The sequence below is a fragment of the Mesorhizobium sp. 1B3 genome, from assembly GCF_050958605.1.
In the GTDB taxonomy this organism is placed as follows: Bacteria; Pseudomonadota; Alphaproteobacteria; order Rhizobiales; family Rhizobiaceae.
In genome coordinates, this window is record NZ_JBJHDO010000007.1 from 325,158 (window position 1) to 352,022 (window position 26,865).

The window sequence follows — 26,865 nt, forward strand, 5'->3', positions numbered from 1 at the left end:
TGGATGAGGGTTGTCTCGGCAACTCCTGCTGCACCCCTTAGACGTCGTCCCACGATGCCAGCGCATTGCCGATGACTTGTGCCTCGAGCTTAGTCTCCTGGTCGAAGATGCGGGTGGACAGCTCAACCACCTCGCGGAGCCGGTCGTACGGGATGACCACGATCCCGCTCTCGTCGGCGAGGATGAAGTCGTCGCGGCTGATGCGGATACCCTGGATGGTGATCGGCTCGTTGATCGAACCGAAGGTGAAGTCGTTGCGACTGCGGCGCGGGGAGACATGTGCCGACCACACCGGGTAGCCGATGGTACGGATCTCCTCGACGTCGCGGCAGCAGCCCCAGACGATCGTGCCGCGCACGCCGCGCCGCTGAGCGACGCGTGACGCCAACCCGCCCCAGCTCGCAGCATTGTCCGCGCCGTCCAAGTCCATGATAACGACATCGCCATCGGCCATGGTCTTCAGGACCTGCTCCAGCGGCTTGCCAACGCCGCCGCCGAAACGGTAAGCATTCGGATCGTCCTGTTTGCGCTGGAACCGCACCGGCAGCGCTCGCCCGCAAACCCGCCCTTGGCCGGGTCGCCGCGCCTCGAGGCCGGTCAGCACGCCCTTGATGCTGAGTTCGTCCAGCGCGTCCGATACCACCGATGTCGGGAACTGCAGCAGTGCGAGATATATATCGCCGATATCGGTCACTTGTTCCTCCTGTCCTGGTTTTGTGCGCCGGCGGCCTTAGATAGAGGGTCCGAGCCGGCTCACCACTTCGTTGCCTTCGCCGAGAACCTCGCCAAAGGTGCGGGTGCCGGAGGCGAAATCCATCAATCGTGCGACCATGCGCGCGTCGAATTCGGGGCCACCAGCGAGCGCGCCGGTGGCGTCGATGTCGATCTGCTCGGGAAGTGCGGCGACCGCGTCTGCCCGCGCGCTCATCTTCACCGTCGGGGCAACGAGACTACAGTAACTGTTGCCGGCGCCGGTCGTGAAGATCACGAGCTGGGCACCGGCCGCAACCATCGCCGTCATCGATTCCGGCGAGAAATAGGGCGTATCCATCAGAAAGAGGCCCGACCCGGAAGGCCGCTCCGCCGGCCGCAGCAGGCCGCGTATCGACCGGTCGCCGCCCTTGGAGATCGCACCCAGCGCCTTTTCCTCGATCGTGGTAAGGCCGCCGGCCTTGTTCTGCGGGCCCGGATTCTGGCCTCTGATGTCGCCGCCGGCCTCGCGCACCGCGCGTTCGCGCTCCACCACCGCACGGCGGATGCGCGCCGCCAGTTCCGGCGTCTCGGCGCGCCGTGCGAGTATATGCTCGGCGCCCGTCCATTCCACCGTCTCGCTGAACACCGCCTGTCCCCCAGCTTCCACGACCACCTCGATTATGCGCCCGACAAGCGGGTTGCAGACAAGGCCAGACGTGGCGTCAGAGTGGCCGCACTCGACCGCGATGCAGAGGTCGGAGAGCGAAGCTTCCTCGCGCCGCTCTTCCGAAGCCTGGCGCACGAGCCGCGCCGCGGCCCGTACACCAGCGTCCACGAGGGCGAGCGCGTCCTCGCGCACAGCCGACAGCGACAGGCTGATGGCAGGTGTCCCGCGTTCCGTAATCGCCTGTGCAAAGCCGTCGGAGATGTCCTGGCTGGCGGAAAGCAAGACGACACCGCCTATATTGGGATGCGCTGCCAGTCCTGTCAGCGACTCGAAATGCAGCCGCGCATCCTCCGCTACCTGTCCGCGCCCGAAACCGGAGGTGACGCAGATCGTGCCATTTACGAGCGACGACACGCGTTGGGCGAGTGCCGAGGTAAGCCCTGTCGGCGACAGCACGAGCACGTTGTTGCGCACGCCGACGCGGCCGTCGGGCCGGCGGTAGCCCAGGAAGCGCGTTGCTGCGGCGGTCATGCCAAGCTCCGGCCGCCGTCGATGAACATGCTGGCACCGGTCATGAAGGCGCTTTCCTCGCTGGCGAGATAGGCGGCTGCGCCGGTGAAGTCTTCCGGCACGGCGAGGCGGCCGGCCGGGATCTCGGACTCGAAGCGCTTACGCACGGCCTCATCGGCCATGATGTGGCGGTTGAAGTCGGTGAGCGCGGCGGCCGGGGCGATGATATTGACGGTGACGCCGGTCTGCGCGAGCTCGATAGCCATCGCCTTGGCCATCTGCATGATCCCGCCCTTTGAGGCGCAGTAGTGCGACTGGTTGCGGATCGCCTTCTGCTGGTTGATGGAAGAGATCATGATGATGCGGCCGTAGCCTGCCTTTACCATGGTGCGGGCGGCTTCCTGCGAGCACGCGAAATAGCCGTGCAGGTTCACTGCCTGAACCTGGGAAAACTCCTCGTCGGTGATCTCGAGGAACGGTTTGCGGTGGATGGTTGCGGCGTTGGCGACGAGGATGTCGAGCCCGCCGAGGAAGGCCATCGCCTCCTGCATGAACGAACGCACCCGCGCCGCTTGCGAGAAGTCTACGTCAAAGCCTATAGAGCGCCGACCCATCGAGCGTATTTCTTCTGCTAGTTCCTCGGTTAGTTCCGGCCGGCCGAAGCCATGGACCACCACATCGGCGCCCTCGCTTGCGAAGCGCAGCGCGATCGCCCGGCCGATCCCGAAGCTTCCCGAACCGGTGACGATGGCCTTGCGGCCGGAGAGACGCATGAGATTTGTCGAATTCATCTGTCCTCGCATAGATCGAATCGCGCAGGCGCAAGTCCCCTGACGCCGACGTCGAGTACAAGCACGCGGCCGGCATGCCGCTCGGCCGCCAGTCCGCCGGGGCCAAGCCCGCGCGTCGCGGTGGTGACATAGAGAAGGCCATGGTCCGGCCCTCCGAAGGCACAGGACGACGGCTTGCTCACCGGCAGGTGAACCACCCGGTCGATCTCGCCCGAGGGCGACAGCCGCAATAGGCATCCACCGTTGAATTGGGCGGACCAAAGATAGCCCTCGGCATCGACCGTCGCACCGTCCGGGCCACCCGGCAACGCGCCGAGATCGGCGAAGACACGCCGCTCGCCCGCTTCGCCGGTCACCGGATCGAAAGCATAGGCGTAGATGTAGCCCCGGCGCGTGTCGCTCAGATACATGGTCGAGCCGTGGAGGCTCCACACATGGCCGTTGGGCGTGACGAATCCATCCGCGACGCGGCGGCAGGAAAGGTCAGGGCCGACCATGTAGAGACTGCCCTCGGCGAGACCGGATTCGGGATTCATGGACCCGCTCCACAGCCGCCCGGCCGGGTCGCACTTGGCGTCGTTGAGCCGGTTGCCGGGCAGGTCTGGCTCGGGATCGAAGAGCGGCTTCACCGTACCGCTCCTCGGATCGAACATGGCAAAACCGGAGCGCATCGCCGCGACCAGCCGGCCGGACGTGTCGAGCACGATGCTGCCTATGTCCTCGGGCATCGACCACTCTGCGTTCGCTCCGGTCCAGGTGTCATGCATGAAGATCGCCGGCTCGCCGCGCACGTCGACCCAGTAGAGGCGGCCGGTCCCGGCGTCCCACACCGGACTTTCGCCGACCGTCGCGCGCCGCTCGCCGATCACCTCGACAATTCGCGGCGCCTCGCCTTCCTCCAGCCACAGCCGCTCGTTGGCCGGTCCGCGTCGCGCGCAAGTCTCCAGATTGTGGACATGCACCCAGGAGCCGGCATCGACTCCGTGCGTCATCCGCCCGATAAACTCGCCGTATTTCCGTACTCTCAGGCCCTCGGCGAGAGCGTGCACCGAGAATTTGTGGCCGAGAGGGATATCCTCGGTCAGCCGAACGGTTGCGGCCGCGCCAGCAGCCTCGACCCGCAGGTCCGTGCCGGCTGGCAGCTTCACGAGGGCCGTCGCAACGTCGTCCAGTGGCGTCGACCACAGCGCCTCGCTCTGCATCCGCTCCAACTCCCTGCCGCATTCCTGCCGCCCCTTTTTCGGGAAGCGCATTTTGGACATTGCCAAATTTGATCAAATCTGTAAAGTACATCTATCATTAAGTCGATGAATGCAGAGAATTCTACGGATAAATGCAGAATTTTAGATCAAATCATATGGTGCCGTCCGAGACCTCGGTTCTTTTCGTCGGGCTGGGCACGATGGGCCTGCCGATGGCATCCAATATGCTCACGGCGGGGTTCAGGGTCGCCGGCGCGGACATGAACGAAGCCGCGGTGGCCACCTTTGTGAAACGCGGCGGAATGGCCGCGACCGACGCTGCCAAGGCTGCGGCGAGCGCAGACGTCCTCGTGTCGATGCTGCCGGACGACGCGATCGTGGATGCCGTTCTGGGCGGCGGCGCAGGTCTTATCTCCGCGATGCGCTCCGGCGCTCTGGTGGTCGAGATGAGCACTACAGGCCCCGATACCAAGATCGATCTGGCGCGTGCAGCCAATGCCCGCGGCATCGACTTCATCGAAGCCCCGGTCGGCCGCACCGTGGATCATGCCATCGCCGGCACGTTGGCTCTGATGACAGGCGGCGACCCGGTCCTGATCAAGAACGTGCGTCCGCTGCTCTCGGCGATGGGCAGCGAGATCCATATCTGCGGGGATGTCGGCGCCGGCTCCGCGATCAAGCTGATCAACAACGCGCTGGTCGCCGCCATCAACGCCGCCTCGATCGAGGCGCTGATCGCCGGCCGCAAGGCGGGCATCGAGCTGGAGACGATGTTCTTAGTGCTGAAGACGACGATGGCCTGGAACAATGCGCTGTCCACCGCACTGCCGAAGAAGGCATTGCGTCGCGACTTCAGGCCCGGCTTCATGACCAAGCTGCAGCACAAGGACGTGCGGCTGGCGCTGGGCATGGCCGAGCAATTGGGCGCGCCAATGCCGATGGCGGGTGCAGCCTTCGACCTGCTCGACAAGGCGGTCGCCAGCGGCTTCGGCTCAGACGACGGCTCCGGCTCCATGCTGCGCGTCTGCGAGGCGGCAGGCGGCGTGGTCCTCGAGCTTGGGGAACCGGTTCCAACGGCAAAGGCAGGCTGATCCATGTCGGACGTCGAGCAGGCCATCCGCGACGACATTGTTTCCGGCAGGCTCGCCTTCGGCACGCGCCTGCGCATCGACGAGCTGGCCGGCCGTTATGGCGTCAGTCACATGCCGGTGCGCGAGGCGCTGCGCGTGCTGCATGGCGAGGGCTTGGTCATTATCGAGCCCAACAAGGGCGCGCGGGTCCTCACGGTCCATCCGGGCTTCATCGAGGATCTATTCGACATGCGGGCGGCTCTCGAGACAATGCTCGCGCGCCGCGCCGCCGAGCGGCGCACCCAGGAGCATCTCGAAAAGCTGCGGCGCGCTGAAGGTGACCTCGAAGCACTGGTCGAGAAGCGCGATTTCGCATCGGTCGCCGAGGCCAACCGCCGCTTCCACACAGTGATCAACGATGCCGCCGGCAACCCCGGCGCGCTGGTCATCGTCGACCGCCACTGGCTACTGCTGTCGGCGCTGCTGCACCGCTACGGCCATGGCGAGGAGCGCTTCCAGCGCGTCATCGACGACCATCAGCACATCATCCATTCGATCGAGCGACGCGATGCGGCCGGGGCGGCGACGCTGATGGGCGCGCATATCGAGAAGGCAAAGAACAACCTGCTTCGGCGGGCGTCCGACAAAATCGCCAGCGCCGGTGGGGATGACGCAGAGGAGGGCTGGGCGAAATGGCGGACGGCTCTATGACGGCGGGCAATCCGAAAGCGCGGGGAATCGGCCGGCCGTTCTTCCTGCGACAGTCCTTCGTGATCGGCACGCTGTCTCTGGCCGGAGTGATCCTGCTCTATTGGCTGATGGCGCTACGGCCGGGCGTGAACCCGGCGCTAGTCCCGGCGCCACCGCAAATATTCCAGGCCCTCGTCGAGCAGCTCCGCGGCGGGGATCTCTGGGTCAATACGCAGTCGAGTCTACAGCGTGTGGTCATCGGCTTCATCTTCGGGGCGGGGCTGGCTGTCATCCTCGGCTCGCTTGCCGGCTGGTTCCGCCCGGTCGGCTACGTGCTCAACCCGATCATTGATGCGATCAGGCCGATCCCGGCGCTCGCCTACATACCTCTGGTCATCGTGTGGGTTGGTATCGGCGAACCGTCGCGCCTCATCATCATCGCGCTGGCGGTGTTCAAGCCTTGCGTGGTGAATTCCCGCGCCGGCATGCAGGAGGTCGCGCAGATCCATGTCGACGCCGCGCGTACGCTCGGCGCTTCGAAGTGGCGCGTGTTCCGCACCGTGGCAGTGCCAAGCTCGATCCCCTACCAGATAGCGGGCCTGCGCACCGGCCTTTCCACCGGCTTCCTGGCACTGGTGGCGGCCGAGCTGATCGCGGCTCCGACCGGCCTGGGCTTCATGATCCAGAACGCCGGCCAGTATTTCCGCACCGACATCACGATCGTCGGCATCATCGTCATCGGCATCCTCGGCGCGATCCTCGATCAAGCAGCGATGCGTACCGGCCGGGCTCTCACCGCATGGAGCGAAGTGAGGCGCGAGCCATGAGAAACGAAGCATCCGTCCGCCCTGCCGCCAAGCTCGGAGTCCGCGGCCTCACCCAGCAATTCGGCGTGCGGGGCGGCAATGCGGCGCTGACCGTGCTGAAAGATATCGACCTTGAAATCCCAGCCGGCAAGTTCGTCAGTCTGATCGGCGAATCCGGCTGCGGCAAGTCCACGCTGCTGCGCATCATGGCGGGGCTGCTCAAGCCAACCTACGGCGAGGTGCGCCACGATGGTGCAGCCATCTCGGGCATCAACCAGGCGCTCGGCTTCGTCTTCCAGCAGGACGCGGTATTTCCCTGGCTCACGGTCGAGCAGAACGTCGAATACGGACCGAAGTCGCGCGGGCTGCCGAAGCAGGAGCGCAAGCGGCTGGTGGCGGAGTGGTGCGAGACGGTAGGGCTCAGCAATTTCCGCAAGGCCTATCCGAAGCACCTGTCCGGCGGCATGCGCAAGCGCGTCGATCTCGCGCGCGCCTATGCCAATTCGCCAGACGTGCTGTTGATGGATGAGCCGTTTGGGGCGCTCGACGTACAGACCAAAGCGAAGATGCAAGAGGCCGTGCTCGATCTATGGCAGCGCACCGGCAAGACCGTTGTGTTTGTCACGCATGATCTCGAGGAAGCGGTGTTCCTGTCCGACCTCGTCGTGGTGCTGAAGAGCCGGCCCGGCGAAGTCCACTCGATCGTGCCGATCGAGATCGCGCGGCCACGCAGCGAGGAGACCCGCCTGAGCGACGAGTTCGCCGCAGCCAAGCGCGCGCTCTGGCACGAGATGCAAACGGCAAGGGAGCCGAGAAGCTAGCCGTCGGCCGCAGCAAGGCCACCGGGAGAAACAAGGAGGAGAAAAATGGAGTTGTTCAACAGGCAGACGAGCCGCAGGAATTTCCTGAAGACGGGCGCCGCCCTCGCTGCCGCGCCGGCTATGGCGACGGCGGTGGGAACGCGCGCCGTCGGGCAGAGCGCGCAGTCTCTGCGTGTCGGCGTGCTGCGCGCACCGGCCGCCGGTGTCATTGAGATCGGCCGCACCATCGGCGCTTACGAGGCGGAAGGTCTGAATTTCGCGCCGGTGCTGTTCGATTCGGCTTCGGGGCCGAAAATCATCCAGGCGCTCGGCGGCGACAGCATCGATCTGAGCTTTGTCAACACCACGGCGGCGCTGCTGGCGCTGGCGCAGGGCGCGGTGCCGCTCAAGATGATCTCCGTACCGACCGACCCTTCGCAGCTCTTCGCGTTGATCGGCAAATCCGACATCGAGTCCGTCCAAGGACTCCGGGGCAAGAAGGTGGCCGCCACCGAGGGAACGGCGTTGCACTATTTCCTCGCCCGTGTGCTGACCAAATATGGCATGAGCTTTTCCGACATCGAGTTCGTCAACCTCCCGGCCCCGCAGGGCCAGGCGGCGTTCGTCGCCGGTCAGGTCGATGCCGTGGTGCCTTCGGTCAACGGGCGCTTCTACCTGATGAGCACCGACAAGACCGCGCGCGAGGTGTTTACGCACAAGGATTTCGGCGCTGATCCCAACCCACAGAACTTCATCAACTACGACCTCTTCGTTACCACCGAAAAGGTGGTCAACACCCAAGCCGACAACCTGAAGAAGTTCCTAGCGGCCTATCACGGCAAGGCGGTGCCTTACCTGAAGGATGCCGGAACGCGCGAAAAAGCGATCTCCAGCATCACCGAATACATCAACACCGCCCAGAAGAACCCGACCGACCCGACGATCATGTCGCAGATCATCGACAACAGTGGTTTCTACGATCGGAACGAGGTCAGGCAGGTCATGAGCTCGCCGGACCTCCGCGAAGCGATGGAATACCAGATCAAGTTCTTCACCGATCTGAGAAAGATCTCGAAGACGCCGAATCTCGACAACGCGATCGTCACCGACCTCGTCTGACGTATCGCAAAGAATGAGCGACCAACAACGCCGGGCTGCCGGCAAGATGAACCAAGGGATGAAAACTATCGCGCTCCGCGCCCGGGGCCTCTTCGGAGGGCTGTTCCGACGACTGCTGCCGAAACAGCGCTATCGTCCCGAGCTCCATTACATGAGAGGCAAGCCGAGCGGATTGGCACCTCGTCGGTCAGCGCGTGAGTAGGGCGATGGTTTCCATTGGCGGAGCGGCCGTTCGGAATCCTGTAAATGAATCGTGTAAGGGTCAGGTCGCGTCAGGGGCTCCGGTTCGGCTGGGTTCACTGGCCGCGAGCGGCCTTGGACCGCGATCTGTTCAGGCGTCAGCGTGACGACCTCGACACCTTCGACATACAGGCCGACCAGATGCTCGCAGACGAGGTAGCGGATGTCGCCCTTGGTGCGCACGTAATTGTAGATGTTGCTCTGCGTTACGCCTGATTCCTGTGCGATGCTGCGCATTGTCGCCCTATGGAAGCCGCTGCGCCGGTACACCGTGATCACGGCCTAGACTAGGTCTCTGTTTTTTGCCGCATTCTCGCGACGCCGACCGAATCCGGTCGGCTGCGAAATGCTCTTGGGGCCAGGAATGGCGCTTGGGCGCGTCGTCCTGACCGAAGGCGATAAACGCATGGCGCGGCTGTAGAGAACAGCTTTGTCACGGCATGAAAGCGGACATTGGCAAAGCAAGAGCCGCAGGCTCCCGCAATGTCAGAGACGAAGGTCGCGCAAGGCTTCAGAGGCCGGTGTGCCGTTCTGGGTAATGAAGCAGCATCAGTTGCGCCGCCTCGGTAGCCTTCATGCCCTCGGCGACGCCGATCGCCGCCGCCGCGGCGTTGACGGCCGACAGGATGCCGTCCCGATAGGTGCTCATGCCATCGCCGATCATGGCGCTTTCGGTGGAGACGGCCGCGCCGGGCAGACCTTTTTCGTCGAGCACGGCGAGCCCCGAGATGCCCGAATCGTCCTTGCAGCGCCCCGCGTCGCTGCAAATAACGCCGGCAAGATCGAAGCGAGAAGAGTAGGCTGCCGACGTTCGTCCAAAATGGGATCCGGCGCAGATGACGTCACCGGTGTTGTCCGTGGTGATGAACGTCACTGACCCCATTGCCATCACGCGCCCGGTGTCGCCTTGCCAAGCCAGCTCCACGGGTCTGTAGACGTCGCCGATGTCGCGTTTGCGCTCCAGCATCCGGCGCGCCGCCTCGCGCACGGGCATGCCTTGGACGACGCCGAGCTTACTGGCGCTGTCGTTAAGGTAGCCGACCACACCGTTTTCGTACATGTCGCGCCCATCGGCGATGCGGCAGGACATCGTCTCCGCCGCGGCACCCGGAATTCCCATCGCCTCCAGCGCGAACAGCCCGTTCACGCCGGCCGCGTCCTTGCCCGGGCCCGCGGCATGGCAGATCACGCCCTTGGGATCGACCCGCAGCGGCCAGCGGATCGACAGCATCCCGCAGAACGAGGCCCCGACCAGCACGTCGTGCGAATTGTTGCGCTCGTCGGTGAAGGTGATGGAATCCATCACGATGATGCGCCCGTCGAGATTCTGGACGACGATGTCCTGTGTCGCGGGCACCTTTGGTACGGCGGTCATGTGCGAATCTCCGCTTCAGTTGACGCTGGCCGGCAGCCAGGTTGTTAGGATCGGGAAGGCGAACAGGATCATGAAGATGATCAGGTCCAGCAGGATGAACACCCCCAAGTTTCGGAACACCTTGTCGAGCTCGGCGCCCTTGACCATGTTTGCCACGATGAAGGCGTTGACGCCGACCGGCGGGGTGATGAGGCCCAGCTCGATCATCTTCACGGTAAGGATGGCGTACCAGAGACCGTCATAGCCGAGCTCCGTGACCACAACCGGGTAGAAGAGCGGCACCGTGATCAGCAGGATCGACACGCCGTCGAGAAACATGCCGAGCGGGATCAGCGTCATGAGCAGCAGCAGCACGAGCAGGCCGGGCGGCAGATCGAAGCCGATCACCCAGCCGGCGAACGCCGACGGTATTCCCGCCGAAACGATGAAGAACGAGAAGATGGCGGCGCCGATCATGATGGCGAAGACCATGCTGGTGATCGACGCGCTGTCGCGCAGCGCGTCGAACAGCTCGCGCATCACTCCCTTGCCGTTCCGGACCGCCGAGGCGACCATGATGATAAGCGCCGCGAGCGCGCCGATCGCTGCCGCTTCCGTCGCGGTAATGAGACCGGAATAGATGCCGCCGATGATGATGACAAACAGGATCAGCAGCTTGAAGACGCCGCCATAGTGCCCGGCTTCGGGCCCGTCGTCCCGATCGACGATCTCGGGAATGCTGCGGTCGAACCCGATGCCCAGTCGGGCGAACACGAGGATGCCGGCACCCATCACCAACGCGGACAGGATGCCCGGCACGATACCGGCGATCAGCAGCTTGCCGATCGACTCGTTGGTGATGACTCCGAACAGGACGAGGGCGATGCTGGGCGGGATGAGAACGCCCAGCGTTCCCGCCGAAGCCACGATGGCGGCCGCGAATGCCGGGTTGAACCCGTAGCGCGTCATCTCCGCGATCGTCAGCCGTCCGACGGTCGCCGCCGTCGCCACACTCGATCCGCAGACCGCGGAGAAACCGGCGCAGGTCACGACCGTCGCGATGGCGACGCCGCCGCGCACGCCGCGCATCAGCCGGTTGGTCAGTCGGAACAGATCGTCGGCGATCCTCCCGTGCATGGCGAAGATGCCCATCAGGATGAACATCGGCACGACGATCAGCGTGAACGAAGCGGACGAATTGAAAGGCACGCTGCCGAGCGTGGCGCCCGCCACCGACGGTCCGCGCAGAAGCACCAGGCCGAGCGTGCCGCTCCCGGCCAGCGCGAAGGCCACCGGCACCTCGATGAGCAGCAGCACGATCAGTGCCACGAACACGATGAAAATGATCAGGGAAACGTCCATCGTGGGTTCGCTCAGAATGCGTGGGTTTCGGGAGTGGGTTCGGAATCGTCCCTGCCGGTGCGCAGCATGTGCAACTGGTCGTACATGCCCGGCAATGCCTGCAGGATCATGGCTCCCAGACCGAGCGGGATGGCGACGCGTGCCGGCCAGACAGGCACCTGGAGCAGTCCGAATCTGACCTCGCCGGAAAGGAAGGACCGCCAGGCATGCGTGCCGGTGCGCCAGGCCATCCAGGCGAGGACGAAGACCATCACCGCCATGCCGACGAGGCGAAGTATCGCCGCCAACCGCACGGGCAGGGCATCGGTGACGATCTTGACGGCGACGTGGTCGCCGCGCCTCAGCGCATAGGCCATGCCGAGGAAGACAATGGCCACCATGAGCTGTTCTATGATTTCCTGCGCGCCGGCCACGGACCGGCCGGTGAACCATCTCATGCTGGTATCGAGACAGGTCAGCAGCATCATCGCCATCACGCAGGCGGCGGCGAGCACGGCCAGCATTGCGGAAATAGTGTCAATTGCTTTTCTCATGGGGCTCCATTCGGAGTGGAGTGGAGTGGAATCACCCCGCTCATGGCGCATGTCTCCCGGAATTGGGCGGCGGTTTCGGGATAAGGACCTGCATAAATCAAGAGCCTGAAGTGTGCAGAGCGGATCTGGAACATCGGGACACGCTTCAGGGCTTCCTGTCAGCCGGCCTCGGCGCACCGCTTGACGCCGGAGACGTAGGTCGCCTTGGCCTCATACTTGGCGAGCGTCGCTTTGTAATCGTCGAGGAACTCGGCGGCGGGCGCGCCGCGGCCGGACGCCTCGGACACCCACTGCTCCTCGATCGAGGTGCCGACGGCGGCCTTGATCGTCTCGATTTCCTCGTCGGAAAGAACCGAGACCGAACCGCCCGAATCCTTGATCGTGCGGCAAACCTCGTCCTCGGTTTCGGTCAGGATCTCGATCACCTTCGAGGTGTACTCGGCGCTGACCTCGTTGATGACGCTCTTGATGTCGTCGGGCATCTCGTCCCACAGCGACTTGGTGATCGGCGTGGCGGCGAAGACGTAGTTGCCGGTGCCGGTCGCGAACGTATAGGGCGCCACCTCGTGCAGCTTCAGGGCTGTGACCACCTCGAAGGCGAAGCCCGAATAGCCGTCGAGCGTGCCGCGTAGCAGCGCCTCGTAGATTTCGGCGGAGGTGATCGCAACGGGGTTCGCGCCGATCGCCTGCAGCACCTGGTTGACATAGCCCAGACCGCGGATCGACTTGCCCTTCATGCCTTCGAGCGTGGCGTTGTCGGCGCGCATGCCGACGATGTTCTCCGACAGCGGGTTGAAGAACAGCACGTGGACGCCCTGGCTCTCCCACTCGTTGCGGAACGCCTCGTTGCGTTCGTAGAGCTCGCTGAAGGTGCGCATCTGCGCTTCAGCGTTCGAGGTCATGAACGGCACGCCCACGATGCTCGACAGCGGCAGCTCGGCAGGATGGTAGGCGTTGGCGACGTAGCCGAGGCTGGCCCGGCCGTCGGAGACGCCCTGGAGGATGTCCGTCGCCGGCAGCAGCGAGCCCTGGTAGGAGAATTCGATGTCGACGCGGCCGCCGGTGCGCTTCTCGATTTCGCTCGCCCACCATTCCTGCGCGCGGCTCTGCGCGGCATTCTGGCCGATATAGCTGGCGAACTGCAGATTGTAGTCGGCCGTCCAAGCTGCCGCGGCGCCGGCCAGAACCGTCGCGGTCACGGCCAGCAGCCTGGCGGTCAATCGGATCAATGCTGTCATCATTTCCTCCCTTGGGGTGAAGCGGGCACGCCCGCTTCCGATGGATCGAAGTAGTCGGAATGGTCCTCGACGAGGTTCCAGATCGTCTGTGCCGAAGGCTGGTTCAGCTCCTCGAACACGTGGCCGATGAGGCCGATGGTGCGGGCGACGAGACCGATGCCGCGCACCGCTCGCCAGTCGAGGCCGATGTCGGAGGCGATCGCGCCCACGGCTGCCACCGCGTTGAAGGTCAGGTGCTTGCCGCGCCGCGCGCATGCCGCCTTGTGCACAGCGAGCATCAGGTCGGTGTAGGCCCGCGGAGCACCAAGCTCGCGCTGCATGGCGAGCAGCTTTTCCGACCGCGGATCGATGGGATGGTGCGGATGGCCGAGGCCGGGAATGCGGCGGCCCTCGCGTTGATAGAGGTCGACGATCTGCTCGGCCTTCTCCTCGTCGCTGCCGTCGAGGGCGGCGGCCTCGACCTGGAGCAGGCGCGCGACGTTGCTCGTCGGGCCGACGAAGACGTCGCCCGCGCCGAGTAGGCCGCTTGCCACCGCGCCCTGGAACGATTCCGGCGCGCCCATGATCGTCAGCCGCGCGGCAATGACGCTTGGCATCATGCCGTGCTCGGCGATGGAGACGATCATGGCGTTGAGCAGCGCGTTCTCGGTGTCGCTCGGCAGCCGGCCGGTCACCTCGAGGAAGAACAGCGATGCCGCATCGACCCGGCCCATCAGATCGTCGACGAGGTTGTGGCCCCTCACAGTGATCGTCTCGGCCGTCAGCGTGCCCATGCTGGTCTTGATGCGGCGATCGGTTTTGTCCGCGCTCATCGGCCGGCCTCCCCTGAACGTTCGACGCTGTAGTCGAGGAAATCGTTTCGGATGTCGTAGAGACGCAGCCGCAGAAGGTCTTCCGCGCGCGGCGGCTCGGCCGCCTTCAGCCGGGCGCTGATCTCCAGCTCCCAGCCGCATTGCGCGCGGATATGGGCCAGCGTCTCGTCCTTCGACTGCCCGTCGACCGGGTAGTACTGGGTCAGGACGAAGCGGCCGTTCTCTTTCTCGTAGACGCCGAGATCGGTCACCAGCGTGGAGACGCGATGCCCCGGGCTGGTGATGTAGGGCAGCGTCTCGACCAGCCGCCCGCGCGACTGCTGCGTCACCGCGATCGTGTCGGCGGCTCCCGACGTGATGTCGTTGGCGCCGCCCGAGCCGAGCAGAAACCGGCCATCGCCCGTCTGGGTCGAGTTGATGTTGCCCGAGGCATCGATCTGCCCAGCGCCGATGATCGCGATGCAGTTGTTGTGGCGGCCCGCGACATAGAGGCCGAGCACCGCTTCCACGCCGGTCATGCTCTTGCAGGTCGGCAGGTTGCGGTTGGAGAAGATGAACGCCTCGCCCGCCTTGGGCAGGTACCCGTAAAGACCGATCTCGGCGACCAGTTCAGCCGGGATGCCGTCCTCGTTCTGCAGCTTGGTCACCGCTAGCCATGCCGCGAGGTTGGCGAGGCCGACGCCGGCCTCGACGATCATGCGGCCCTCGTCGCGCACCTTGGCCTCGACGGCGCGTGCGGCCGCCACGACCATCAGTTCGCGGTTGTCATACCCTTCGAGCGATGCCAGATGCGCCAGCTTAGCTGGCGAAATGTCGTCGAGCCAGGCGTCCGCCGGCGCCCGGCCGCGCAACGCGTCGAGCCGAGCGGTCCCCAGCTTGGCAACATACGCATCGTGGCTTTCCACGCCGAGGATCCATTCCTTGACCCATGCGTCGTAGAGTTCGGGTTTCCGCGACGCCGCGCGGATTTCCGCGAAGGCCTGGAAGTCCTCGACATAGGCTGGCACGTCGAGGCCGGCCGGGCTGTAGATCGCGTAAGGGTGGCAGCCGAAAGGCGCCTCCGAGACGGAGAGCACCCGGTAGGCGGGGATCTTGACCAGATGCGAGTGCCGCCTGATGAAGTTTGGGGACACGATCCGCTCGACGGTGGCGACGATGCCCTTACTCGCCGCGAAGGCGGAGATGTCGCCCTCGCCGAACGGCGGTGACAGGATGATATTGCCTTCGGTGTCCGCCGCAAGCCCGTGCACGAAGGTGATGTCGGGGATCAGCGGGCTGACGACGCCGATCGTCTCGCCGCTGCCAAACGGGTCCTCGATTGCGGTATAGCTCGCATTTTGCGCCATCGAACTCGCGCCCCAGGAGCGTGTCGGCGCGAACGGGAAACCGTAGGCGCCGGCGGCGAGCCGCTGCGAGATGACGAGCAGCGAATGGTTCTCGATCTCGACCGCGCCGCTGTCGATCGCCGCCTGGAACTGGCGGTTCGGGCCGGGTGTCGGATAGTTGTCGCCGACGAAGGAGACGATCAGCTTGCGCACGATCTTCTCGGTCACGAGCGCCGCCTGGTTGGAAACGAGGCCCGCGCTGATCACGGTGAATCCCGGTTCCTGTCCCGCGAACACCCGCACCAGCGCGTTGCTCGCCGCCATCGGACGGCCTTCCGAGTAGGCGAAATGAAGCGTCATGCCGGGCTGCACATGGGCGCGGATCGCCTCGTCCAGCGGCATCACCTTCGCGCTGCCGAAGCGGCCGTCCGCCGGTGTGGCGAACAGTGCCCTCAGCGCCGCGCGATCCATGGGCCGGGGGGCGCTCATGCTCCGCCCTTTGCGAGCGACTTGAAGACCTTCTCCGCAGCGCCGCGCATCAGCAGCGCCCGGCTCTCGGGCTTGAGATCGATGGCAGCGACCTGCTCGAGGCTGTCCTGATGGCGAACGACGGGATAGTCGGTGCCCCAGAGGACCTTGCCCTTGCCGCGGCTGTTGAGGAACTGCACCAGGGCGGGATCCCAATATTTGGGAGCGTGCGCGCCGCAGCCGATGAACAGGTTCGGATGTTTCCAGGCGAGCGCGATCAGCTCCTGCGCCCATGGCCATCCGGTATGCGAGGCGACGATGCGCAGATCGGGAAAGTAGAGGGCGACGTCGTCGAGGTAGATCGGCCGCGTCATCTCCGACGGCATCTTCTCGGCAGAGTGGCCGCTCTGCACGATGACCGGAACGTCGAGTTCCACGCACTTGGCATAGATCGGATAGAGGTCGCGATGGTTGAGCGGGATCGCCCAGCCGTTGCAGTGGATGTGCGCGCCCTCGAAGTCCCACTCGCGGACGGCGACCTCCAGCTGGCGAACCGCGTCGAAGCCCAGCGAGATGTCGATGCCGAAAAGGCCGCCGACCCTGCCGGGGCATGCCGCCATCAGCGCACGAATTTCCTCGACGTCGACCGAGAGGATGGGAGCCCGCCTTTTGAAGCTCTGCATCTTGAAGCTGGGGACGTAGACCTTCTCGATCCGGCACTCGTCGAGCATCTTCACGAAGGCATCCGGCTCGTAGCCCTTGATGCGTTCGTCCATGCTCCACCACTTGACGACGGGTGCCAGCTCTTCGTTCTCGGTGTACATCTTGCGCAGCCCGTCGGGCGTGAAGATGTTGGTCCAGTAATCGATGGCCATCGGCTGGGTCATGTGTCGGTACTTGTCCTGAATGCGGTGTCTGTTTTGCGTCTCGGCGCTACTTCTTGTCGTCCAGCGTGAGCTGGTCGCCGAGTGCCTCGATGCCGTCGATGAAGGCTGTGAAGCCCGCCGTGAGGGAGGCGAGCGCGAGAGCTTCGACCACTTCCTTGTCGGAGGCGCCGTGATACATCGCCTCGCCGCCATGGGTGCGGACCGACGAGCCGTAGCGAATGGCCGCGGAGCAGGCCATCAGGATCAGCTCCTTGTACTTGCGCGGAATTTCCGACTCCGTGCCCAGCGCATAGCCGGTGTAGTCGCTGATGCGCTTTTCGAGCTCGGGATCGACGGTCTTGATGACCGCGCGCCAATTGTGCTTGCGTTCGTACATCTCACACTCCTTTGCCTGTCCTGGCCGCAGCCGCATGTTCCAGCATCTTCGCCGCCGCGCTCGACGCGGTGTCGCCGGCCTTGATGCCGAGCGATGCGGCGGTCTCGTTGAGGGCGGAGATACGCCCGTCGGAATAAGTGCTGCGCGCGTCGCCCACGCGGGCGGTCGCGCAGGCGACGGCGGCCGCGGGCATGGCGATGCGGTCGAGCTGCGCAAGGCCGGCGATGCCGGATTCGTCCTTCGAAGGACCGGCGTCGTTGGTGATGACGCCGGCCAGTCGGTAGGTCATCTCCTCGACATAGTCCGCCATCGCGCGCGCGGCGTGCGAGCCCATGCACAGCACGCCACCGGCGATCCGCTCATCCGCGTATTTGACCGTGTCGAGCGCGAAAACCGAGCCGTGCTCGCCGCTGTGAACCACGATCTGGCGTCGGGCCGGGGCGCGGAACGCCGGGTTGCGACTGAGCAGGATCTGCGCCGCCTCGCGCACGCTCATGCCTTGCGAGACGCCCATCAGTTCCGCCGCCTGGTTGACACGGGAAAGCTTGCCGTTCTCGTACATGTCGCGGCCGTCGGAGATGCGCGCCGAGTTGCCGTCCACCGCGCAGCCGGGAATCCAGTAGGCGTCGAGCAGCTTGAGGCCGTTCACCCCGCCCTCGCCCAGCCCGATCTCGGCATCGTGGATGAACACACCGCGCGGACGCGCCCACACCAGAAGCTGCGTGGCGCAGGGGGCGCCGTGCGAGCCGCAGATCAGCACGTCGCTGACATCGTTGCGGCCGTCGACGTGGCCGACCGAATCCATCGCGACGATGCGGCCGCGCAGACTCTCGACCATCACGTGCTGGGGCCATTCCGTCATTGCTGCGCCTCCTTCCGACCGACCAGTCCGACATCGGGCTCCGCTTGCACCATCTGCGCCGTCCGGGCGGTGAGCTCCTTCTTCTTCAGCTTTCCGGCGGGCGTCAGCGGCAGGTCGCCGGGCTGGTAGAAGAAGACGCGGCGAGGGGCCTTCTGCGACGCCATGTTGCCGCGGCAGTAGTCGACGATGGCCTGAGGCGAAACGGCAGCGCCGTCGGCGAGCGATATCCAGGCCGCAGGCACGCTGCCGAGCCGGTGGTCGGCGACCGGCACGATGAAGGCTTCGCGCACGCCTTCCAGCTTCTCGAGCTTGTTCTCGATCTCGGCAGGATAGACGTTGAAGCCCCCGACCGTGAACATGTCGTCGACTCGGCCGGTGATGTAGAGGAAGCCTTCCTCGTCGAAATAGCCAACGTCTCCGGTGCGGAACCAACCGTCCTGCGTGATGATTTCGGCGGTCTTCTCCGGCATGCGGAAGTAACCCTTGCCGACGCAGGAACCGGGGTAGCGGTCGCCCAGCCAGATTTCGCCCTGGCTTCCCGTCGGGAGTTCCTTGCGCGTCTCGTGATCGACGATGCGCACCACCGCGCTCTGCAGCGGTTTGCCGACCGATTTCAGTCGCTTCTCGCGTTCGTGATGTTTGGTGGAGACCGTCGACAGCCCGCCGCATTCGCTCAGGCCCCAGGCCTGCATGATGTCGTCGGCGCCGAGCACGTCGAGGATATCGCGCATGGTGCTGTCGGTAAGAGGCGCACCGGCGACGTGGCCCCGTCGTACGGTGCCGAGGTCGCGGCGAGCCACGTCCTCGTGGTCGAGCATCATCCGGAACATCGACGGCGTCCCGGGAATGTAGGTGACCTTTTGCTCTTCGATCAGCCGCAGCGACTGCGCGGCGTCGAACTGCTCGGTGATGACCACCTTGCAGCCGTTGCGGATGCCGAGCGGCGCGCCGTAGAGACCGCCGAAATTGGTGAACAGAGGCACGTGGCACAGGATCACATCGTCCTGCGTCAGTCCCGCCAGCTGCGACCACTGGCCGATGGTCGTCAGGTTGGTGACATGCATCGACATGCCGCCCTTGGGGAAGCCGGTGGTGCCCGACGTGTACATGATGTTCATCACGTCGAAGGGCGTCACCTCGCTTTGCCTACGCAGCAGCTGGTAGTCGGAGACGTTCGCCGCGCCGCGCTCGCCGGCCTCGTCGAAGCTGTAGCGGCTCGGCAGCTCTTCTCCCTCGCCGACAAGGATGACGCGCTTCAGGTCGGGGAACTTCTCGCTGGCAAAGCTGTCGCGGCTCGCGCTTCTGAGTTCCGGGATCGTGTCGGAAGCGATCTGGAGCGCATCGACCTTGCCGAGGAAACGGTCGGCCATGATCAGCGTCGAGACGCCTGCCTGCTTCAGCGCGTATTCCAGCTCGCTCTGCCGGTAGTAGCTGTAGAGCGGCAGCAGCACCGCGCCCGCCTTGTAAGCGGCGAACTGGCAGACGACCCAGTCGATGCTGTTGGTCATCCAGATGGAGACGACGTCGCCTTTCTTGACGCCAAGGTCGATCAGGCCCTTGGCGAAACGGTCGACTGCCGCGCCGAACTCCCGATAGGTCGTCGACCGCTCGCCGAAGACGAACAGCGTGCGGTCGCCGTGGCGCTCCACCTGGCGGTCGAGCACGCTTGCCCACGTCGTCAGCGCGTCGATGTACCACTGGTCTTTCATCTGATTCGGTTCCGTCCTTGTCATGGTCGTTGTCAGCGCATCGTCGAGGGCAGCCAGGTCGAGACCGCCGGGAAGAGGTAGATGAGAAGCAGCCCGAGCACCGAAATGAGCAGGAAAGGCAGGATTTCCCTGATCACCTCGTCGAAGCGGACACCGAGGACGCGTGCGGCCACGAAGATGTTGACCCCGACGGGCGGCGTGAATTGGCCGATGCCGATGGCGATCGCGGCGAAGATGCCGAACCAGACCGTGTCGATGCCCTGCGAGAGCACCGCCGGCATCAGCAGCGGCACGATCACCAGATAGATCGACGCGCCGTCGATGAAGAGCCCGGCGATCAGCAGCACGACGGCCGCGAACAGGAACACCTGCCATTGCGAGTTCATCGTTTCGGCGAGCTCGCGCACCCACGCGACGATGGCGCCGTCGACGGACACGACCCAGGCAAACAGCGACGAGCAGGCGATGATCAGCATCACCACCGAGGTGTCGATCGCGGTTGCCCGGGCCAGCATGGCCAGAGATTTGAAATCGAGCTCGCGATAGACGAACAGGCCGACGAACAGGCCGTAGATCACCGCCACGCCCGCGGCTTCGGTCGGGGTGAAGACGCCGAAATAGATGCCGCCGACGATTACGGCCGGTGCCAGCAGGCCCCAGACGCTGTTCTTCAGCGCCCGAAGAGCGCGCTTCTTCGAGAAGGTCGTACCGGCGGCATCGTATTTGCGGCGCACGGAGATCCAGTAGGCGACGACACCGATCAGGATGCCCATGAGGATGCCGGGCAGGATACCAGCAACGAACATCTCGCCGATCGACACGCCCGGTACGGCGACGCCGTAGAGGATGAAGGCGATGCTGGGCGGCACGACGATGGCGAGGCCCGCGCCCGACGAGATGAGCGCGGCGGTGAAGGGCTTGGAATAGCCGCGCTGTTCCATCGCGCCGCCCATCGTCGAGCCCAGCGCCGCCGTGTCGGCGGGACCCGAACCCGAGAGACCGCTAACGAGCACGGACATCGCGCTCGCCACGATGCTGGTGCTGCCTCTCACACGGCCGACGAGTGAGTCCACCAGTTCGAACAGCCGCCCCATGATGCCGCAGCGGTCGAGCACATGTCCTGCGAGGATGAAGAACGGGATCGCGAGCAGCTCGATCTTCTGCAGCGACGAGAACAGCACCGACCCGACGAAGTTGACGTTGCCTTGGATCAGGTAACCGACGATGACGGCCGACGCGCCAAGCGCGATCGCGATCGGAACATTGAGCGCGATGAAGACCCCGAGCAGCAGGAGAAGAAGAACTGTCATGCTCATGACGAATGCACTTCCAACGACTGGGTCGAGGACGATGCGAACAGGGTGCGCCAGAAGAGAAGTGCGCTGCCGAAGGGCACGAACACGGAAAATATCCATAGCGGCATGTCGACGATGCCGGAGTTCGTGCCGAACCGATATTGCATCATCGACAGCCGCGTTCCGCTGTAGATGACCACGGCGAGGAAGCCGAGGATGATCACCTTGCGCAGGACTTCGCTGAGGCGGCGCGGCCCCGCCGGCAGCATGGCGACAAACAGCTCCATGCCGAGATGCCCGCCGACCCGCTCGGCCGTCGCGACGCCCAGCCAGTAGGTGGCCACCGCGACCAGGATCATGATCTCGAACAGTTCGCCGACGGCGCTGTTGAGCACGTAGCGTGTGAAGACGCCGGCGCCATTCATCACCAGCAGGGCGGCGAGCGACAGTTCGAGCAGCCTGAATTCGAGGGTGCCGAGCAGGCGCATCGGCCAGCTGTCCCTGATATGATTCATCCTGATGCTCCCTGGCGGAGCCGCGGAAGGCGGCTCCGGTTCGGCTGGGTTCACTGGCCGCGAGCGGCCTTGAGCAGGTCCGCGCCGATGACCGGCTCCCATTCCGCGTAGATCGGCTCCATCACCCCTTGGAAGGCCGCGATCTGTTCAGGCGTCAGCGTGACGACCTCGAGCGTCTTGGAGATTTCCTCGAGCAGCTTGGCGTCGGCCGAAGTCTGCTCGGCGCGATGCCATGCAGCCGCCTCTTTCGCCGCGGTGGTGAAGATCTCCTGCTCTTGAGGGCTGAGCTGCTCCCAGAGCGCCTGGTTGGTCAGGATGCCGATCGAGTCGGCCGAATAGTTCCAGATCGTCATGTGCTTCTGCACTTCGTGGAAGCGCGACACGTAGATCAGGCTGATGGGGTTCTCCTGCCCGTCGACCACGCCCTGCTGGAGCGCGCCGTAGAGCTCACCGAAGCTGGTCGGAACGGGATTCACGCCGAAGGTCTTGAAGATGCCCTGATAGAGCTTGAGGCCGGGCACGCGCAGCGTCAGCCCGGCGAGATCCTCGGGCTTGGTGACCGAAACCTTGTTGTTGGTGAGCTGCCGGAAGCCGCTGGTCGAGAAACCGCCGAGCGGCTTCACGCCCTTTTCCTCCAATCCGTTCCACACCTCACGCCCCGGACCGTCCATCAAAGCAAACAGCTGGTCGTCAGAGGGGGCGATCCACGGCATCGAGAACAGGCTGAAGCGCGGATCGAGCGTGCTCAGAATGATGCTCGAATGGAAGGTGAAATCGACCGTTCCGTTCTGCAGCAGTTCAAACTCGGCAACCTGGTTGCCGTTGGAAAGCTGGCCATCCGGAAACACTGTGACGTCGATCTTGCCATCGGTCGCCTTCTCCACAGCATCGGCGAAGCGCTGGGCGGCCTGCGTCCAGGGGGAATTGGTGCCCACCGACATCGCGAAGCGCAGCTTGCGCTCCTGGACGCCGTCCTGCGCGAATACGGCCCCGACGGCAAAGGCGATCGCACCGGCGGCGATCGTCCACCTCAAGGCGAAACGCGTCATTCCCACCGCAAAACTCATGTCGTCTTCCTCCACAAATTGACTGGCTCGTTGCCGCGGGGCGCTCCGGCGCCTCCGGATATCAGGTGCGCGCGCCGTCCGGCGCCGGGATGCCGAGACCGGCCACGATGAAATCGAAGATCGCCTGTTCGGACTCCTGCCGGTTCGAATGAAGGGACAGGTCCCACCATCTCAGCGCGACGATAGCCGGCACAAAGGAAATCAGGTTCGCCGCGATGCGCGTGTTCGGCTGCCGCAGCGGGCGGCCGGTCGCCACATAGTCATCCAGAAGCTCCTGGAATTGGCGGATGAAGCGGGCGACCGCCTTAAGCACCAGCTTACGGTCGCCTTTCCCGAGCGCATGAACCTCGTTGTAGAGCAGGACGAGCTCGTCGCGGTGGTCGAACATGATCGCCATGATCGAACGCAACGCGCCGATCACCCTTTCGTAGGGATCCGACCTCTCCCGGACGACCTTCTCGACACTTTCGACATACAGGCCGACCAGATGCTCGCAGACGAGGTAGAGGATGTCGTCCTTGGTGCGCACGTAATTGTAGATGTTGCTCTGCGTGACGCCCGATTCCTGTGCGATGGCGCGCGTCGTCGCGCCATGGAAGCCGCTGCGCCGGAACACCGTGATCGCGGCCTGCAGTATCCGTTCGCGCGTCTCGCTGACGCGTCCGCTATCTTGCACCTGGGCATCGATCGATCGCTGCACTGTCGGCTCCTCCCGGCAGGGACCGGCCCCTTTCCGGGCTGATCACGTGATCAGACGGCTATCTGATCACGTGATCAGAGTCAAAGGTGCCGCGTTCGCGATTGCTGAAGATCCCTTATCGCTCAGCGGAACGCCGGAGGATTTTCGCAGGAGTCAATCCGTCTGGGAGGGGCCCGCCACCAGATGTCGGATGAGTTCGCGAGCGAAGCTCGGCAGCTCCTCCAGCCGCCTCACGCAGATCTTGAGTTCGCGAACCGCCCATTCGTTGGACAGCTCGACGACGTGGATGGCGTGGCTCCGCTTCATGCGCCGGGCGACAGATCCGGGAAGGATGCCGACGCCGACGCCGGCTTCGACCATGCGGCACATGGTGTCGAAACCGGAAACCTGGATGCGGGTGTCGAGGCTGACGCCCAGCTCCGCGACGATGTTCTCCATGAAACCATGGATGGCGCTGCCACGCTGCAGCGACACAAAGCTCTGGCCGGCAGCTTCGGAGAAGTCGATCCGGTCTCGTCCGACGAACGGGTGGTCGGCAGTCACCGCCATCACGAGCCGGTCCTGCTGATAGGGAATGACTTCGAGTTCGTCCGTCCGGATGCTGCCCGCCAGAATGCCGATGTCCACTGTGCCGTCGGCCACCGCCCGGGCGATCTCCGGGCTCAGTCTCTCCTCCAGCTCGATGTCCACCTGGGGATGCGCGGCGAGAAACGATCCGAGCGCCGCCGGGAGAATCTCGGCGATGGCGGTCGTGTTGGCGAAGATACGGACACGGCCCTTCAGCCCTTGCGAGAAGATCTGCATGTCGCCGTGCAGCCGCTCGAGGTCGCGGAAGACGCGACGCGCGTGGACGAGCAGCGCGTCGCCGGCCGGTGTCAGCCGTACGCCCAGCGAGCTTCGGATGAACAGCGGCGCGCCGAGCGCTTCCTCGAGGCCCTTGACGCGCATCGAGGCCGCCCCCACGGAAAGGTGGACGTGCTCGGCACCGCGCGTCAGATTGCCTGCTTCGGCAATACTGATGAAGAGGCGAAGATCGATGAGATCGTAACGGAGGCTGGCCATGGGACCTTCGGGGCTGTTCGCGTCGGCTGAACGCTGCCTTTCCGAATAACGAATTGCAGCCCCGCGCACCACATGCTGCATAGCCCCCCATACAATAATTCGCCGCAGGACGATTTCCGATGGGTCAGGACATGACGAACCTCCCGAGCGCCACATTGGCCGCTTTCGCCGCGGAACTGAGCCACGCCCACATACCCGAGGAGGTCATGGCCCGCGCCGAAGATCTCTTCGTCGACTGGCTCGGTTCCGCCCTGGCGGGGAAGTTCGCGGAGCCGGTACAGACCATCGCCGCCTTTGCCCGTCGCATGGGGCCGGCGGACGGCCCGAGCGAGGTGCTCATGGATCGTTCTTCCACCTCCCCCTTCTTCGCGGCGCTCGTCAACGGCGCGGCATCGCATGTGGCCGAACAGGACGACGTCCACAACGGGTCGGTCTTTCATCCGGCGGCGGTGGTCTTCCCCGCGACGCTCGCCGTCGCGCAGGAGATCGGCGCGTCCGGCAAGGAGTTCCTGGCGGCAAGCGTCGCCGGCTACGAGGTCGGAATCCGCGTGGGCGAGTTCCTCGGCCGGTCGCACTACAAGATCTTCCACACGACAGGCACGGCGGGCGCCGTGGCTGCCGCGGCTGGGGCAGGCCGGCTGCTGCGTCTTTCGCCCGAGCGCATGCTCCACGCCTTCGGCTCTGCCGGCACGCAGGCGGCAGGCCTCTGGGAGTTCCTGCGCGACGCCGCGGACTCGAAGCCTCTCCACACAGCAAAGGCAGCGGCCAACGGCCTGATCTCGGCCTATCTCGCCAAGGATGGATTCACCGGCGCCCGGCGTATCCTCGAAGGATTGCAGGGCATGGCCGCCGGCATGTCGAGCGATGCCGATCCCGCGAAGCTGACCGACGGGCTCGGCACGCGCTGGGCGACCGCCGAGACGTCGTTCAAATATCACGCCTCCTGCCGCCACACCCACCCGGCTGCAGACGCCTTGCAGAAGGCGATGCGGGAGAACGGCCTGAAGGCGGGCGAGATCGAGAGCGTCGTCACGCGGGTGCATCAGGGCGCGATCGATGTGCTGGGCCCCGTGACCGACCCGTCGACCGTCCACCAGGCGAAGTTCTCGATGGGAACCACCCTCGGCCTGATCGCCGTCTACGGCAAGGCCGGCATGGTCGAGTTCGAGCAGGGCTTCCGCAAGCCGGAGGTGATCGATTTCCGCGATCGCGTTTCGATGGAGCTCGACCCGGAGGTCGACACCGCTTATCCGGCCCGCTGGATCGGCAAGGCCACTGTCTCGACCCGCGACGGGCGCAGCATCGACGTGCGCGTCGACGAGCCGAAGGGGGATCCGGGCAACACCCTTTCGCGCCCCGAGATCGAAGCGAAGGTGACCGGCCTCGCAATCTACGGCAACGCGGCCGACGAGTCGGAGATGCAGCGCCTGCTGCCCCGCCTTTGGTCGGTCGGCGAACGCAATTCTATCGGCCGGCTGATGGCCTGACCGCAGACCGGGCCGCCCACGACGCATTGACAGGAATAAGCGTATGGAACTGAAGGATCTCCCGCAGGGGGAAGAGATTGCGCAGATCAGGCAGAGCGTCCGCAAGCTCTGCGAGGCCTTTCCGGCGGAATACTGGCGCGCGCTCGATCGTGACAACGCCTATCCGACCAACTTCGTCAATGCACTCTCCGAAGCCGGCTATCTTTCGGTGCTGATCCCTGAGGAATTCGGCGGGTCCGGCTTGCCTCTTTCGGCCGCCGCTGCGATCCTCGAGGAGGTCCAGCGCGCCGGCGCCAACGGCGCAGCCTGCCATGCGCAGATGTATATCATGGGCGCGCTGCTGCGGCACGGCAACCAGTCGCAGAAGGAACAGTATTTGCCGAAGATTGCCTCGGGCGAACTCCGGCTCCAGGCCTTCGGCGTGACCGAGCCGACCAGCGGCACCGACACGAGTTCCATCAAGACCTTTGCGAAGCGCGATGGCGACCACTACGTCGTCAACGGCCAGAAGGTGTGGACGTCGCGGGCCGAGCATTCCGACCTGATGCTGCTTCTTGCCCGCACCACGCCGAAGGATCAGGCCGCCAAGCGGACAGACGGGCTCTCGGTGTTCATCGTCGACATGCGCGAGGCGCTGAAGGCAGGCATGACGATCAAGCCGATCCGCACGATGATGAACCACTCGACCACCGAAGTGTTCTTCGAGGACGTGCGCATCCCGGCGGAGAACCTGATCGGCGAGGAAGGCAAGGGCTTCCGCTACATCCTCTCCGGCATGAACGCGGAGCGCATCCTGATCGCCGCCGAATGCGTGGGCGACGCCAAGTGGTTCATCGAGAAGGCGTCTGCCTATGCCGGAGAGCGCAACGTGTTCGGCCGGCCCATCGGCCAGAACCAGGGCATTCAGTTCCCGATCGCGCGATCCTATGCGCAGATGCGGGCAGCCGAATTGATGGTGCACCAGGCGGCCTCGCTCTTCGAGGCGGGGCAGGATTGCGGCGAGCAGGCCAACATGGCCAAGATGCTGGCCGCCGAAGCCTCGTGGGCGGCGGCGGAGGCCTGCGTGCAGACGCATGGCGGCTTCGCCTTCGCCGAGGAGTACGACGTGGAACGTAAGTTCCGTGAAACCCGGCTTTATCAGGTCGCGCCGATTTCGACCAATCTGATCCTCAGCTACATCTCGGAGCATGTGCTGCGCATGCCCCGTTCCTACTGAGGACCTGTC

At 64.8% G+C, this 26,865-nt stretch carries 27 protein-coding genes; 7 read left to right on the top strand and 20 right to left on the bottom strand.

The features are described 5' to 3' along the window. Positions 1 to 37: 37 nt before the first annotated feature. From ACCO56_RS20600 to ACCO56_RS20615, 4 genes are read right to left on the bottom strand one after another with little or no spacing between them, the layout of a single operon-like run. Positions 38 to 694 (bottom strand): RraA family protein, encoded by a 657-nt coding sequence (locus ACCO56_RS20600; protein WP_433642715.1) that lies wholly within the window; start codon positions 692 to 694, stop codon positions 38 to 40. A gap of 36 nt (positions 695 to 730) precedes the next feature. After that, on the bottom strand, positions 731 to 1,891 hold the full coding sequence (locus ACCO56_RS20605; RefSeq protein WP_433642716.1) for a UxaA family hydrolase: 1,161 nt from the start codon (positions 1,889 to 1,891) through the stop codon (positions 731 to 733). Next, a complete protein-coding gene (locus ACCO56_RS20610; RefSeq protein ID WP_433642717.1) occupies positions 1,888 to 2,661 on the bottom strand; it encodes an SDR family NAD(P)-dependent oxidoreductase in 774 nt (257 codons plus the stop codon). Before ACCO56_RS20610 ends, ACCO56_RS20605 begins: the two co-directional genes overlap by 4 nt. Next, positions 2,658 to 3,914, bottom strand: coding sequence for an SMP-30/gluconolactonase/LRE family protein (locus tag ACCO56_RS20615; protein WP_433642718.1), 1,257 nt, complete (start codon positions 3,912 to 3,914; stop codon positions 2,658 to 2,660). The genes ACCO56_RS20610 and ACCO56_RS20615 overlap by 4 nt, the downstream gene beginning before the upstream one ends. An 80-nt stretch (positions 3,915 to 3,994) precedes the next feature. Between ACCO56_RS20615 and ACCO56_RS20620 the strand changes: the two genes are divergently transcribed. Genes ACCO56_RS20620 through ACCO56_RS20640 form a run of 5 tightly spaced genes read left to right on the top strand, consistent with a single transcriptional unit; the run spans position 3,995 to position 8,348 of the window. Further along, entirely contained in the window at positions 3,995 to 4,954 is a 960-nt protein-coding gene (locus ACCO56_RS20620; protein ID WP_433642719.1) for an NAD(P)-dependent oxidoreductase, read from the top strand. A gap of 3 nt (positions 4,955 to 4,957) precedes the next feature. After that, positions 4,958 to 5,644, top strand: coding sequence for a GntR family transcriptional regulator (locus ACCO56_RS20625; protein WP_433642720.1), 687 nt, complete (start codon positions 4,958 to 4,960; stop codon positions 5,642 to 5,644). Continuing rightward, positions 5,626 to 6,450 carry an ABC transporter permease gene (locus ACCO56_RS20630; protein WP_433642721.1) on the top strand — a complete coding sequence of 275 codons (825 nt, stop codon included), beginning with the start codon at positions 5,626 to 5,628 and terminating at the stop codon, positions 6,448 to 6,450. The genes ACCO56_RS20625 and ACCO56_RS20630 overlap by 19 nt, the downstream gene beginning before the upstream one ends. Beyond that, positions 6,447 to 7,250, top strand: a complete 804-nt coding sequence (locus ACCO56_RS20635; RefSeq protein ID WP_433642722.1) for an ABC transporter ATP-binding protein — start codon at positions 6,447 to 6,449, stop codon at positions 7,248 to 7,250. The genes ACCO56_RS20630 and ACCO56_RS20635 overlap by 4 nt, the downstream gene beginning before the upstream one ends. Before the next feature lie 45 nt (positions 7,251 to 7,295). Next, complete coding sequence (locus ACCO56_RS20640) at positions 7,296 to 8,348, top strand: ABC transporter substrate-binding protein (RefSeq protein ID WP_433642723.1); 1,053 nt, start codon at positions 7,296 to 7,298, stop codon at positions 8,346 to 8,348. Between the two features lie 147 nt (positions 8,349 to 8,495). On the opposite strand, the gene ACCO56_RS20645 is transcribed toward ACCO56_RS20640, so the two are convergent. From ACCO56_RS20645 to ACCO56_RS20720, 16 genes are all read right to left on the bottom strand, one after another. Continuing rightward, positions 8,496 to 8,867 (bottom strand): TetR/AcrR family transcriptional regulator, encoded by a 372-nt coding sequence (locus tag ACCO56_RS20645; RefSeq protein WP_433642724.1) that lies wholly within the window; start codon positions 8,865 to 8,867, stop codon positions 8,496 to 8,498. A gap of 232 nt (positions 8,868 to 9,099) precedes the next feature. Next, positions 9,100 to 9,945, bottom strand: a complete 846-nt coding sequence (locus ACCO56_RS20650) for a hypothetical protein (protein ID WP_433642725.1) — start codon at positions 9,943 to 9,945, stop codon at positions 9,100 to 9,102. A gap of 33 nt (positions 9,946 to 9,978) precedes the next feature. After that, positions 9,979 to 11,304, bottom strand: coding sequence for a TRAP transporter large permease (locus ACCO56_RS20655; protein ID WP_433642726.1), 1,326 nt, complete (start codon positions 11,302 to 11,304; stop codon positions 9,979 to 9,981). Positions 11,305 to 11,315: 11 nt separating this feature from the next. After that, positions 11,316 to 11,837, bottom strand: a complete 522-nt coding sequence (locus tag ACCO56_RS20660) for a TRAP transporter small permease subunit (RefSeq protein ID WP_433642727.1) — start codon at positions 11,835 to 11,837, stop codon at positions 11,316 to 11,318. A gap of 158 nt (positions 11,838 to 11,995) precedes the next feature. Beyond that, positions 11,996 to 13,078, bottom strand: coding sequence for a TRAP transporter substrate-binding protein DctP (gene dctP, locus ACCO56_RS20665; RefSeq protein ID WP_433642728.1), 1,083 nt, complete (start codon positions 13,076 to 13,078; stop codon positions 11,996 to 11,998). After that, positions 13,075 to 13,887 carry a citryl-CoA lyase gene (locus tag ACCO56_RS20670; RefSeq protein WP_433642729.1) on the bottom strand — a complete coding sequence of 271 codons (813 nt, stop codon included), beginning with the start codon at positions 13,885 to 13,887 and terminating at the stop codon, positions 13,075 to 13,077. The genes dctP and ACCO56_RS20670 overlap by 4 nt, the downstream gene beginning before the upstream one ends. Continuing rightward, the gene (locus ACCO56_RS20675; RefSeq protein WP_433642730.1) at positions 13,884 to 15,701 is read right to left on the bottom strand and encodes a CoA-transferase; all 1,818 of its coding nucleotides are present in this window, start codon (positions 15,699 to 15,701) and stop codon (positions 13,884 to 13,886) included. The genes ACCO56_RS20670 and ACCO56_RS20675 overlap by 4 nt, the downstream gene beginning before the upstream one ends. Next, entirely contained in the window at positions 15,698 to 16,567 is an 870-nt protein-coding gene (locus ACCO56_RS20680) for an amidohydrolase family protein (RefSeq protein ID WP_433642731.1), read from the bottom strand. Before ACCO56_RS20680 ends, ACCO56_RS20675 begins: the two co-directional genes overlap by 4 nt. A 46-nt stretch (positions 16,568 to 16,613) precedes the next feature. Beyond that, positions 16,614 to 16,943 carry a carboxymuconolactone decarboxylase family protein gene (locus tag ACCO56_RS20685; protein ID WP_433642732.1) on the bottom strand — a complete coding sequence of 110 codons (330 nt, stop codon included), beginning with the start codon at positions 16,941 to 16,943 and terminating at the stop codon, positions 16,614 to 16,616. Position 16,944: 1 nt separating this feature from the next. After that, entirely contained in the window at positions 16,945 to 17,805 is an 861-nt protein-coding gene (locus ACCO56_RS20690) for a hypothetical protein (RefSeq protein ID WP_433642733.1), read from the bottom strand. Then, positions 17,802 to 19,514 carry an AMP-binding protein gene (locus tag ACCO56_RS20695; RefSeq protein WP_433642734.1) on the bottom strand — a complete coding sequence of 571 codons (1,713 nt, stop codon included), beginning with the start codon at positions 19,512 to 19,514 and terminating at the stop codon, positions 17,802 to 17,804. The genes ACCO56_RS20690 and ACCO56_RS20695 overlap by 4 nt, the downstream gene beginning before the upstream one ends. Positions 19,515 to 19,546: 32 nt before the next feature. Further along, positions 19,547 to 20,830, bottom strand: a complete 1,284-nt coding sequence (locus tag ACCO56_RS20700) for a TRAP transporter large permease (RefSeq protein ID WP_433642735.1) — start codon at positions 20,828 to 20,830, stop codon at positions 19,547 to 19,549. Next, positions 20,827 to 21,324, bottom strand: coding sequence for a TRAP transporter small permease (locus ACCO56_RS20705; RefSeq protein WP_433642736.1), 498 nt, complete (start codon positions 21,322 to 21,324; stop codon positions 20,827 to 20,829). Before ACCO56_RS20705 ends, ACCO56_RS20700 begins: the two co-directional genes overlap by 4 nt. A 50-nt stretch (positions 21,325 to 21,374) precedes the next feature. After that, the gene (locus tag ACCO56_RS20710; RefSeq protein WP_433642737.1) at positions 21,375 to 22,391 is read right to left on the bottom strand and encodes a DctP family TRAP transporter solute-binding subunit; all 1,017 of its coding nucleotides are present in this window, start codon (positions 22,389 to 22,391) and stop codon (positions 21,375 to 21,377) included. Positions 22,392 to 22,452: 61 nt separating this feature from the next. After that, positions 22,453 to 23,091 (bottom strand): TetR/AcrR family transcriptional regulator, encoded by a 639-nt coding sequence (locus ACCO56_RS20715; protein ID WP_433642738.1) that lies wholly within the window; start codon positions 23,089 to 23,091, stop codon positions 22,453 to 22,455. A 153-nt stretch (positions 23,092 to 23,244) separates the two neighbouring features. Beyond that, positions 23,245 to 24,153: a LysR family transcriptional regulator gene (locus tag ACCO56_RS20720; protein WP_433642739.1), complete on the bottom strand. Its 909-nt coding sequence runs from the start codon at positions 24,151 to 24,153 to the stop codon at positions 23,245 to 23,247. A gap of 131 nt (positions 24,154 to 24,284) precedes the next feature. On the opposite strand from ACCO56_RS20720, the gene ACCO56_RS20725 reads away from it, so the two are divergent. Then, positions 24,285 to 25,640, top strand: a complete 1,356-nt coding sequence (locus ACCO56_RS20725; RefSeq protein WP_433642740.1) for an MmgE/PrpD family protein — start codon at positions 24,285 to 24,287, stop codon at positions 25,638 to 25,640. Positions 25,641 to 25,683: 43 nt separating this feature from the next. Further along, positions 25,684 to 26,856: an acyl-CoA dehydrogenase family protein gene (locus tag ACCO56_RS20730; RefSeq protein ID WP_433642741.1), complete on the top strand. Its 1,173-nt coding sequence runs from the start codon at positions 25,684 to 25,686 to the stop codon at positions 26,854 to 26,856. The last annotated feature ends 9 nt before the right edge of the window (positions 26,857 to 26,865 follow it).